The organism is Mesorhizobium sp. M7A.F.Ca.MR.245.00.0.0 (assembly GCF_003997415.1).
Lineage (GTDB): Bacteria > Pseudomonadota > Alphaproteobacteria > Rhizobiales > Rhizobiaceae > Mesorhizobium.
The window spans coordinates 38,127-49,105 of the sequence record NZ_RZTE01000046.1 but is presented as its reverse complement, the minus strand read 5'-3'; the positions used below and the strand labels follow the sequence as shown (position 1 = coordinate 49,105).

The window sequence follows — 10,979 nt, the reverse complement described above, 5'->3', positions numbered from 1 at the left end:
GTAGGGGAGTAGGGGAGTAGGGGAGTAGCCAGCCACTATTCACGTTCACAATTCCATCCCCATTCGCTATTCACTGCTCACCATTCCCCTATTCCCCTATTCCCCTATTCCCTTACTCCCCTATTCCCCTAGGATTGCCATCATGCAACTCAGTCTCGACCAGGCAAAAGGACTGTGCCGGATGGCGGCACTTGGCGCTGGCGCCAATGAGGAAGCGGCACAATCGCTCACTGCTTCGATCATATCAGCCGAGGCCGAAGGCCTTTCCTCGGTCGGTCTGTCGCATTTCATCGACTATCTCGAGGCGCTGGAAGCCGGACGCATCGACGGCAATGCCGACCCGGTGATCACCCGGCCGGCGCTTGCGGTCTATCTCTCCGATGCACGCCGGGGGCTGGCGCATACCGGCTTCGACCGCACTATCGACGACCTCGCCAAGGCGGCAAAGCTGTTCGGCGTCGCCATCTTCTCGCAGAAGAACGCCTATACATGCGGCGCGCTCGGCTATTTCACCGGAAGGCTGGCAACACTCGGGCTGGTGTCGTTCGCCGCCACCAACGGCCCGGCCGTGCTTGCCGGCTCGGGCTCGGTCAAGCCGGTCTACTGCACCAACCCGATGTCGTTTGCCGCCCCCGCCGCCGACGGGGCGCCCCTGGTCATCGACCAGTCGTCGAGCGCCACCGCTTTCGTCAACATCCGCAAAGCGGCCGAGGAGGGCAAGACAATCCCGGAAGGCTGGGCGCTGGACGCCAGCGGCAACCCGACCACCGATCCCGCCGCCGCCATGAAGGGCGCAATGCTCGCCTTCGGCGGCCAGCGCGGCGCCAACATCGCGCTGATGGTCGAGGTGCTGGCGGCGGGCCTGTCGGGCGCCAACTGGTCGCTCGACGCGCCATGGTTCAGCGGCGGGCCGGACAGCCCCGGCACGGGACTATTCGTGCTTGCTATCGAACCCAAGCTGCTCGATCCGGATTTCGAGCAGCGGATGAAGGACCAGCTCGACCGGCTGCGGCGGCGCTTCGGTGTGCATGTGCCCGGTCGTGCCCGCGCAGAGGCCGCCGAGAAGGCGCAAGCGCGGGGCATCACGGCATCCAAGGCGGTGGTGCAGCGCATTTCCGAATTCGCCGCACGCTATTCTTCCTGAAGAGTTTTTTATATCAAATAGTTATCTGAAATCTGCCCGCCGCACGCGCGGCGCGGTGCGATTTTCTTTGCGCGCTGCTGAACCTTTCCGCGCCTTGCTGCGACCCAGCTTTGTCCAGGGCAAGGCGAGCTTGCCCGATCCACACCGGGGGAAGCAGCAAACCGAAATCGAAAGCCTGCATCACGCGAAGGCCGGTCCTTCGCGCCTCGGAAACCTCAACCCAAATCAAAGGAAAATTGTCATGACCAACACCAAGATCACCATGCTGACCGCCGTCCTTCTGCTCGGCTCGTTCATGGGTGCCACACAGGCAGCCACCCTGAAGGCCGCGCCGGCCAAGCCGACCAGCCCGGGTGTCATCGCCGCCCCGAGCGGCGGCGCCACCGAAGACCATTACTGCAAGAACGGCCATGCAAAATTCGCCAATTGCAGCGCCGATTTCGTCGCCGCCTGCAAGAAGGTTGGTGGCACCATGTCGGATGTTCAGGGCTGGGGTGGGCGTACTTGCTTCACGCCCTCCTGATACCGTCTCAGGTCAGGCCGCTCCGTCGGCCCCTGACTTCGCATGGATGTCACCCGGAAAACCCCGCTTCTGCGGGGTTTTCTGCGTTTTGATCGCACAATGGTAAAACATTCTGTTTTGGTCAACTTTTGTTTATTTGACTTCGGCCAACCCGACCGGCCGTTTGCGCTGATTGAGCAAAACAGAGGAGCTATAATGTCGGCAAGCATGGACAATCCCCGCAACGCCCTTGTCATCCCGGTCCTTGGCAGGCTTTACGCGGCTCTGCACGATGGTGCCGAAACCGTTCTTCGCGTCGTCGCCGGCGGGTTTTTCGCCATCCATGGTTCGCAGAAGATCACCAATCCTTTCGGCGCTGCCGAGATGGTCGAGGGTCTCGGTTTCTATCCGGGCGCGTTGTGGTCGTTGCTTCTGGCCTGCACTGAATTCTTCGGCGGCATCTTCATTGCCATCGGGTTTTTGACGCGGCCGGCCGCCTTTGCCGGCCTGTTCGTGCTGCTGGTCACGGTCTGGTTCCACTGGGTCACGATGGACCAAGGCTATTCGGGCGCGGAAAAGTCGCTGCTTTGGGCGGCGATCCTGCTCTTCTTCGTCATTCGCGGCGGCAACCGCCATTCGGTCGACGCCCGTATGGGCAAAGCGTTCTGACAGGCTGATAGCGACGACGCGTCGCCCTTTGCCTTTGGCACGAAACGGATTATGAAACGGCTTCAGCCAAGCTTGCGAGCGCCGGAGCCAGCCATGACCGAAATCCTGCAGACCCCAAAGCTCGTCGTCGTCTTTGGCGGGTCAGGCTTTGTCGGCCGCCATGTCGTGCGCGCGTTGGCCAAGCGCGGCTATCGCATCCGAGTCGCCTGCCGGCGGCCCGATCTTGCCGGCCATTTGCAGCCGCTTGGCAATGTCGGCCAGATCCAGCCGGTGCAGGCCAATGTGCGCGTGCGCTGGTCGGTAGACCGCGCCGTGCAGGGCGCCGACCACGTCGTCAATCTGGTCGCCATCCTGCATGAGAGCGGCCGGCAGAAATTCTCCGCCGTGCACGAGTTCGGCGCCCGCGCAGTGGCCGAGGCCGCACGCTCGGTCGGCGCCGGCCTGACCCACATTTCTGCGCTTGGCGCCGATCTGGACTCCGAATCAGACTACGCGCGCACCAAGGCGCTTGGCGAAAAGGCTGTGCTGGAGACGATCAAGGACGCCGTGATCTTCCGGCCGTCGATCAATTTCGGACCCGAAGACGGCTTCTTCAACCGCTTCGCCAACATGGCGCGCTATTCGCCGGTGCTGCCGCTGATCGGCGGCGGCCAGACCAAATTCCAGCCGGTCTATGTCGGCGACGTGGCCGAAGCGGTGGCGCGCTCGGTCGACGGCAAGGTGGATGGAGGCCAGATCTATGAACTTGGTGGACCGAAGGTGCTCACCTTCAAGCAGTGCATGGAAGAGCTGCTCGACGTGATCGAGCGCAAGCGGCTGCTGGTGCCGGTGCCGTGGTGGGTGGCCAACATCCAGGCCTCGATCCTCGGCCTGTTGCCCAATCCGCTGCTGACCAAGGACCAGGTGACGCAGTTGCGCGAGCACAACATCGTTTCGGACGCCGCCAACAAGACCAACAGGACGCTTGCAGGGCTCGGCATCCAGCCGCAATCGATCGCGACGATCCTGCCCAGCTATCTCTGGCGCTACCGCGCCGCCGGCCAGTTCCAGCAACGCAAGCCTGCTGCTTGATTTATCACAACCGTCTGAAGCTGTGTCTCATGCCTGTCGCGGCGTGACCCGCATCGGCAGACCGCCTTGCGGCTGCGTGGTCAGTTTCTGTACCGGCCAGGGTTTGGTTTCGGCTGTCGTGTCGAAGCGGAAGCGCGACAGCATGATCGCCAGCGCGATGATCGCCTCCTGCATGGCGAAGCTGGCGCCGATGCAGACGCGCGGACCCGCGCCAAACGGCAGATACTGGAAGCGGTCGATCTTTTCGCGATTTCCCGGATGGAAGCGCTCCGGCAGGAAGGCATCCGGCCGGTCCCACAGTTTCCTGTGGCGATGCACGACCCAGGGCATCACCAGCACCGCGGCGTGCTTGGGAATATGAAGATCCTTCCACATTTCCGGTTCGATCGGCTCGCGATTGATCGACGGCGCCGGCGGATACAGCCTGAGCGCTTCGTCGAAAGCCGCACGCGTGAACGGCATGGCATCGAGCCACTTCGTCGGATCGGGCTCGCGCGCCAACACCTGGTCGATCTCCTGCTCGACCCGGTCGCGCTCCCACGGCGATTCAGCCAGGCAATACAGTGTCCAGCCCAGAGCCCGCGCGGTCGTCTCATGGCCGGCGCCGATGAAGGTGATGATGTTGTCCTCGACCTCGGCCCGCGTCAGTCCATCGGGTCCCTCGGCCTTGAGCAGCAGCGTCAGGAAATCCTGCGGCACGGCATCGGGGTCGCGCTTGAATTTCGCTTCGCGCATCTTGACAGTGTCGGTGACGATCTTGCGGAAATAGGCCATGGTCTTGCGGCCGCGGATACGGGTCAGCCTCGGCAGCCAGTCGGGCGCGCGCAACAGATCGAGCGGATCGACGCGACCCATGGTCTCGAACAGGCGGTCGATCTCGTTGGCGAAACTGCCAGGCTCGCCCGATATCTCGCCGGAAAACAGCGTCTCGGCCAGGATGTCGTAGGTGAGCAGCGTCATGTCATGGGCGATGTCGGACGTGCCGCCGTCTTCGTAGCGGGCGACGAAGTCCAGCGTGCGTCTCAGCATCGGCTGGGCGAAGCCGAAGATGTGGCGCGGCGTGAACACCGGCGCCATCGCCTTGCGCGACCGCTTCCAGACCTCGCCCTCGGCGGTCAGCAGGCCATCGCGCAGGATCGGCCGCAGGATCTTCTGACGCACCGTCGCCATCTTGTAGTTCCTGGCGTTGTCGACCAGCACATGGCGGATCAGGCCGGGATCATTGGCGACGATCAGATGTCCACCAACACCACTGGCCGAGATCCACGGCTCGTTGTAGGTGTGCTCGCCCCACAATTCGAGCGGGTTGCGGTAGACGATGCGGATCATCTCCAGCGTCGAGGGCGGCGTGGTGCGCGGCTTCGGCGCCGGGGGAATGAAGGGGGCGGGCTGGATGTCCATGGGCTGCTCCGCTGATACCCCAATGTAGTGGCTAGCAAAGCGGGCGTCCATGTGACCGAACGGCAGGCGCAAATATGCAGCCCGAGGCGTCACGGCAGGCGATCCGTTCAGCCGATTGTGACCGCCTCCATGACGGTGCCGCCTTGTCCGCGGCCGTGCCCTGCCGTAGGTCACCAACAGATAGCGCCAGACCTAGGAGCCCGCCTTGAAGCACCAGTTGAACATCATCATCGGCAGCACGCGGCCAGGCCGCGCCGGACCGGTTTTTGCCGAGTGGCTGGAGACGTTCGCGCGCGAGCATGGAAAATTCGAGCCGGTACTGACCGACATCGATACGTTCAAGCTTCCGGTGCTGGACGAACCGCACCATCCAAGGCTCGGCAATTACAAGAACGACCATACCAAGGCCTGGTCGAAAGCGATCGATGCCGCCGACGCCTTCGTCTTCGTGGCGCCGGAATACAATTATTTCGTGGCGCCGGCGATCGTCAACGCGGTCGATTATCTCTCGCGTGAATGGAAGTACAAGCCTGCAGCCATTTTCAGCTATGGCGGCGTCTCCGGCGGCCTGCGCGCGGCGCAAGCGCTGAAGCCGTTGCTGACATCGGTCGGCGTCATGCCGATCTCGGAAGGCGTCGCGCTGCCGATGTACCAGAAGCTGCTCGATGAGAACGGCGCTTTCAACGCCAGCGAACAGGTGCAGGGCGGAGCCAAAACCATGCTCGACGAGCTGTTGCGCTGGAGCGACGCTTTGAAGCCTATGCGGGTTGCCTGAAAACGCTGGTCTTCCGCAAAAAGCCCGGCTTGCTCATGGCATAAAGAGGTGGAATGTTTGCGCAAATGGACAAGCCGGGGGGCGGTTCGACTTGCGCTTGCTTTTTGCCTTGCTGCTGATGCTCATGAGCACCGCCGCCGCGGTGGCTGAGCGACGCGTGGCACTGGTCATCGCCGCTGACGACTACCGCCTGATCCGGCCGCTTGCCAATCCGGTCCATGACGGCGAGGCGATGGCAGCGGTGCTGAAGAAGCTCGGCTTCGAGGTCGTCCTCGAAACCAATCGCGACCTGCGGCGCATGCGCCGCGCGCTCGACGATTTTCGCCAGGATGCCAAAGACGCCGACGTGGCGCTGGTCTATTTCTCCGGCCACGGTGTCGAAATCTCGGGCGACAACCGGCTGCTCCCGGTCGATGCCGACGCCTCCTCGCTCGATGCGCTGGAGAAGACCAGCCTGCCGCTGGAAGAGGTGCGCGACAGCGTGGCGGCCACCGCCAAGGTCGGCCTGATCATGCTCGACGCCTGCCGCAGCGATCCCTTCTCGGGAAGCAGCGGTGAAGGGCGCGGCGCGACATCGCTGGCAAAGGATGTCTCCGACAAGGTGAAGCCGGGTCTCGGCCGGATTGGCCGCGCCGAAAACATCCTGTTCGCCTTCTCCGCCGCACCGGGCGAGACGGCTGCCGACGGCACCGGCCAGAACTCGCCCTTCACGACAGCGCTGACCAAATATCTCGGCACCGACGGGCTCGAGATCCGCTCGGTGCTGACGCTGGTGCAGCAGGAGGTCTACGATTTGTCGCGGGGCAAACAGCTGCCTTACGTCGAGAGCGGCCTGCCGAAGCTGTTTTTTGCCGCGGCCGCCAAGCAACAATTGCCGGAGCGCGAGCGCCTGTTGCTTGCCATGGCCGACGTGACGCCGGAAATGCGCGGTGAGGTCGAGCAGGTCGCCAGCGATGCTGACATGCCGCTGGCGCCTCTCTACGGCGTGCTGATCAGCTCCGACGCCAGCCACCTTTCGGCGGACAGCCTGAATGCCCGGTTGCGCGAGGCGGCCGACGCCTTCGTCAAGGTGCGCGGCGAAATGAGGACGCTGGCCTCCGATGATCCGCAGGTGACGGAATTGCGCCGGCAGGCCGAGGAGCAGCTTTCGCTCGGCGCCTTCGATGGGGCTCGCGCCATCCTCGCAAAGGCCGCCGACATCGACAATGTTTCGCGCAACGCCTTGAAGGCCAACTTCGTCAACCGCACGCTGTCCGAGGCGGCGACGCGTTTCCTGTCCGGCGGTGCGGCGCGCGCCGACCTCGACTACGCCACGGCCATCAAGGACTATGAATCGGTGCTGGTCCTCTACGGCGAGGCCGGGCAAACCGATCTGACCCTGGACCAGGCCGACCGCCAGATCCGAACCCTGGACGAGCTCGGCAAGCTCTACACCCTTGTCGGCAACACCGATGCGGCAGGCCGCGCCTTTGCAGCGCTGGTGTCCAATCTCGAGCTGCGTTCGGCCCGGGAAACCGACCCGAGCGTCAAGCGCGATTTTGCCGTCAGCCACATCAAGCTCGGCAACATCAAGCTGGCGCAAGGAGACCTGCCGGAAGCGCTGGAAAACTATCGGACCGCCAGAACCATGCTCAGGGATTTGACCGCTGCCGAACCCGATCGGCTGTCATGGTTCAGCGACTTCGCCATGGCCGACGACAAGATCGGCAATGTGCTTGTGACGCAAGGCGATCTGGCTGGGGCCTCGCAGATCTACCAGGAAGGCTTGTCGGTCAAGAAGCAGCTTGCCGACAACGAGCCGGAGCGCGCCGAGCTGCAGCGTGACCTGACCATCAGCTATGACGAGATCGGCGGCCTTGCCCGGGTCATGGGGCAACTGGACAACGCCCAGATGGCCTACGAGGAGAGCCTGAAGATCCGATTGGCATTGGCCGAAAAGAAGCCGCAGGATGCCGAACGGCAGCGCGATGTGTCAGTCAGCCATGATACGATCGGCGACCTCAAGCGCGAGCGCGGCGATGCGGCGGGCGCACTCGCGTCCTATAAAGCGGGCCATGCGATCGTCGAACAATTAGTGGGCCGCGACCCCGACAACAGTGAGTTGAAGCGCGACCTGTCTGTCGGCAACGCAAAGATCGGCAATGCGCTGAGCGATCAAGAGGAATGGCCGGCAGCCCTCGCCGCCTATAGGCAAGCCCTCTCGATAGCCCGCGTGCTGGCGGCCAGTGACCCTGCCAACGCCGACTGGCAACGCGACCTCTCGGTCAGCCTGGAGAAGGTCGCCGGCATTCTGGCGATACAGGGCGACGGCGCCGGAGCACTCAAGGCTTATACAGACAGTTTCGCTATCGCCGACCGGCTGGCCAAGCTCGACCCTGCCAATGCCGACTGGCAACGCGACCTATCGATCACCCTGTCCGAGATCGGCATGCTCAAGGCCAAGCAGCGCGACGTCAAAGGTGCGCGGCAGGCTTTCCAGGACAGTCTCGACATCCGCCAGAAGCTCGCCCGGTCCGACCCAAACAACGCCACCTGGCAGCGCGACCTGGTGGTTGCCATGATCGACTACGCTCAGGTCGCCAAGAACCCCAAGACGGTGCTTTCGCAGGCGCTGGACATGACGCTGGAGCTCGACCGCAGCGGGCGGCTGGCGCCGCGATACAAGTTCATGATCAAGTTTCTCAGGGACCGGCTGGCCAAAGTGAAATAGGGCCTGACGGGAGGCTGCCATGGACAGCCGGCTCATTCCCCGTGAAATGCCTGCAAACCTTGGAAAAACCGCCTTTTGCGCCTATATCTAGTGCATATCAGAGGCGCGATTCGGAGCGGGTTTTTCGCGCCGTGCAAGCGGCATCCAGACAACAGGTTTTCATGAGCGATCAGATCGACAACAACAACGGCGCTGAAGCCGAATACGGCGCCGATTCCATCAAGGTTTTGAAGGGGTTGGATGCTGTCCGCAAACGCCCCGGAATGTATATCGGCGATACCGACGACGGTTCGGGCCTGCATCACATGGTCTATGAAGTGGTCGACAACGCCATCGACGAGGCGCTGGCCGGTCACGCCGATCTCGTCACCGTGACGCTCAACCCCGATGGTTCGGTCACCGTGATCGACAATGGCCGCGGAATTCCGACCGATATCCACACCGGAGAAGGCATTTCGGCGGCCGAAGTGATCATGACGCAGCTGCATGCCGGCGGCAAGTTCGACCAGAATTCCTACAAGGTCTCGGGCGGCCTGCATGGCGTCGGCGTCTCGGTGGTCAACGCGCTGTCGGCGTGGCTGAAGCTGAAAATCCGCCGCAACGGCCAGATCTTCGAGATGAGTTTCACGCATGGCAATGCCGACGCGCCGCTGAAGGCGACCGGCAGCTATGAGCAGGACAAGCAGCCGGGCACCTATGAGGGCCGCAGCGGCAGCCAGATCACCTTCTTCCCGTCGGCCGAGACCTTCACCATGGTCGAGTTCGACTTCGGCACGCTGGAACACCGGCTGCGCGAGCTTGCCTTCCTCAATTCCGGCGTGCGCATCATTTTGACCGATGCCCGTCACGCCGATGTCGTGCGCCATGAGCTGCACTATGATGGAGGCCTAGAGGAATTCGTCAAATATCTCGATCGGGTCAAGAAACCGCTGATCGACAAGCCGATCGCCATCCGGGCGGAGCGCGATGGGATCACCGTCGAAGTGGCGATGTGGTGGAACGACAGCTACCACGAGAACGTGCTGGCCTTCACCAACAACATCCCTCAGCGCGATGGCGGCACGCATCTGGCCGGCTTTCGCGGCGCGCTGACGCGCCAGATCACCGGCTATGGCGAATCCTCCGGCCTGACCAAGAAGGAAAAGGTCTCGCTGATCGGCGACGATTGCCGCGAAGGCCTGACGGCGGTGCTGTCGGTCAAGGTTCCAGATCCGAAATTCTCCTCGCAGACCAAGGACAAGCTGGTCTCGTCGGAAGTCCGTCCTGTCGTCGAAGGCCTGGTCAACGAAGCGCTCGGCACCTGGCTGGAAGAACATCCGAGCGAAGGCAAGGTGGTCGTCGACAAGGTGATCCAGGCCGCGGCGGCGCGTGAAGCGGCGCGCAAGGCGCGCGATATCACCCGCAAGAGCTCGCTCGGCGTCACTTCCCTGCCCGGCAAACTGGCCGACTGCCAGGAACGCGACCCGGCGAAGTCCGAAATCTTCATCGTCGAGGGTGACTCCGCCGGCGGCTCGGCCAAGGGTGGGCGTTCGCGCCAGAACCAGGCGATCCTGCCGTTGCGCGGCAAGATCCTCAATGTCGAGCGGGCGCGCTTCGACCGCATGCTCGGCTCCGACATGATCGGCACGCTGATCACGGCGCTCGGAACCTCGATCGGCAAGGACGAGTTCAACGCCGACAAGCTGCGCTACCACAAGATCATCCTGATGACCGACGCCGATGTCGACGGCGCCCATATCAGAACCTTGCTGCTGACTTTCTTCTTCCGGCAGATGCCGGAGCTGATCGAGCGCGGCCATCTCTATATCGCCCAGCCGCCGCTCTACAAAGTGACGCGCGGCAAGAGCTCGCAATACATCAAGGACGAGAGCGCATTCGAAGAGTTCCTGATCGGCTCGGGACTGGAGGAAGCATCGCTTACGCTCGGCTCGGGCGAGGTTCGCATCGGGCAGGACCTGCGCGGAGCCATCGACGACGCACTGGCGGTGCGCCAGCTGATCAACGGCCTGCACACGCGCTACAACAGAGGCGTCGTCGAACAGGCGGCGATCGCCGGCGGGCTCAACCCGGACGTGTTCACCGATCTCGGCCGCGCCAACGCCATGGCGGAGCGGATTGCAAAACGCCTCGACATCATTGCCGAGGACACCGAGCGCGGCTGGACCGGCCGCATGTCGACCTCGAATGAAGGTGTCGGCGGCTATGTGTTCGAGCGCACGGTGCGCAGCGTCAAGGAATACGCGCATCTCGATCTGGCGCTGATCAATTCGGCCGACGCACGCCAGCTCGACCGCTACGCACAGCGCCTCAGCGAGGTCTACGGCTCGCCGCCGGTGCTGCGCCGCAAGGATGTCTCCGAAACCATCTCGGGGCCGCTGGCGATGCTCAATGCGGTCTTTGCAACCGGCCGCAAGGGCCTGACAATGCAGCGCTACAAGGGTCTCGGCGAGATGAATGCCGAACAGCTGTGGGAAACCACGCTCGATCCGAACGTGCGCTCGCTGCTGCAGGTCAAGGTCAATGACGCGACCGACGCGGATTCGCTGTTTTCGAGGCTGATGGGCGACGAGGTCGAACCCAGGCGCGAGTTCATCCAGGACAACGCGCTGTCGGTCGCCAATCTGGATATCTGATCCGGACGTTAAATTCTGAATTGGCGCGCTGCGGCGCGCCAATTGTTCCACCGGCGGCAACAAAATCATTTTAC

At 63.1% G+C, this 10,979-nt stretch carries 8 protein-coding genes; 7 read left to right on the top strand and 1 reads right to left on the bottom strand.

The genetic code is table 11. The features are described 5' to 3' along the window. The first annotated feature begins 142 nt into the window (after positions 1-142). The 4 genes from EOB80_RS29545 (at position 143) to EOB80_RS29530 (ending at position 3,386) form a co-directional block, all read left to right on the top strand. A complete protein-coding gene (locus EOB80_RS29545) occupies positions 143-1,144 on the top strand; it encodes an Ldh family oxidoreductase (protein ID WP_164749058.1) in 1,002 nt (333 codons plus the stop codon). Positions 1,145-1,385: 241 nt separating this feature from the next. Next, positions 1,386-1,667: a hypothetical protein gene (locus EOB80_RS29540; protein ID WP_127270320.1), complete on the top strand. Its 282-nt coding sequence runs from the start codon at positions 1,386-1,388 to the stop codon at positions 1,665-1,667. Between the two features lie 195 nt (positions 1,668-1,862). After that, positions 1,863-2,315 (top strand): DoxX family protein, encoded by a 453-nt coding sequence (locus EOB80_RS29535; protein ID WP_127331428.1) that lies wholly within the window; start codon positions 1,863-1,865, stop codon positions 2,313-2,315. A 93-nt stretch (positions 2,316-2,408) separates the two neighbouring features. Next, the gene (locus EOB80_RS29530) at positions 2,409-3,386 is read left to right on the top strand and encodes a complex I NDUFA9 subunit family protein (RefSeq protein ID WP_127270317.1); all 978 of its coding nucleotides are present in this window, start codon (positions 2,409-2,411) and stop codon (positions 3,384-3,386) included. Between the two features lie 27 nt (positions 3,387-3,413). Here the strand turns inward: EOB80_RS29530 and EOB80_RS29525 are convergent, their stop codons facing one another. Next, positions 3,414-4,787 carry a cytochrome P450 gene (locus tag EOB80_RS29525; protein WP_127270315.1) on the bottom strand — a complete coding sequence of 458 codons (1,374 nt, stop codon included), beginning with the start codon at positions 4,785-4,787 and terminating at the stop codon, positions 3,414-3,416. A 205-nt stretch (positions 4,788-4,992) separates the two neighbouring features. Here EOB80_RS29525 and EOB80_RS29520 point away from each other — a divergent pair, with 205 nt between their 5' ends. The 3 genes from EOB80_RS29520 (at position 4,993) to gyrB (ending at position 10,905) form a co-directional block, all read left to right on the top strand. Continuing rightward, positions 4,993-5,562: an NADPH-dependent FMN reductase gene (locus EOB80_RS29520; RefSeq protein ID WP_127331426.1), complete on the top strand. Its 570-nt coding sequence runs from the start codon at positions 4,993-4,995 to the stop codon at positions 5,560-5,562. A gap of 91 nt (positions 5,563-5,653) precedes the next feature. Then, on the top strand, positions 5,654-8,272 hold the full coding sequence (locus tag EOB80_RS29515; protein ID WP_127331424.1) for a caspase family protein: 2,619 nt from the start codon (positions 5,654-5,656) through the stop codon (positions 8,270-8,272). Positions 8,273-8,433: 161 nt separating this feature from the next. Further along, on the top strand, positions 8,434-10,905 hold the full coding sequence (gene gyrB / locus EOB80_RS29510; RefSeq protein ID WP_127322107.1) for a DNA topoisomerase (ATP-hydrolyzing) subunit B: 2,472 nt from the start codon (positions 8,434-8,436) through the stop codon (positions 10,903-10,905). Positions 10,906-10,979: the final 74 nt, after the last annotated feature.

Excerpts from the sequence above, each read along its gene's own strand:
- EOB80_RS29545 (WP_164749058.1), top strand. The coding sequence starts at position 143 with ATGCAACTCAGTCTCGACCAGGCAAAAGGACTGTGCCGGATGGCGGCA.
- EOB80_RS29540 (WP_127270320.1), top strand. The coding sequence starts at position 1,386 with ATGACCAACACCAAGATCACCATGCTGACCGCCGTCCTTCTGCTCGGC.
- EOB80_RS29530 (WP_127270317.1), top strand. The coding sequence starts at position 2,409 with ATGACCGAAATCCTGCAGACCCCAAAGCTCGTCGTCGTCTTTGGCGGG.
- EOB80_RS29525 (WP_127270315.1), bottom strand. The coding sequence starts at position 4,787 with ATGGACATCCAGCCCGCCCCCTTCATTCCCCCGGCGCCGAAGCCGCGC.
- gyrB (WP_127322107.1), top strand. The coding sequence starts at position 8,434 with ATGAGCGATCAGATCGACAACAACAACGGCGCTGAAGCCGAATACGGC.
- EOB80_RS29535 (WP_127331428.1), top strand. The coding sequence starts at position 1,863 with ATGTCGGCAAGCATGGACAATCCCCGCAACGCCCTTGTCATCCCGGTC.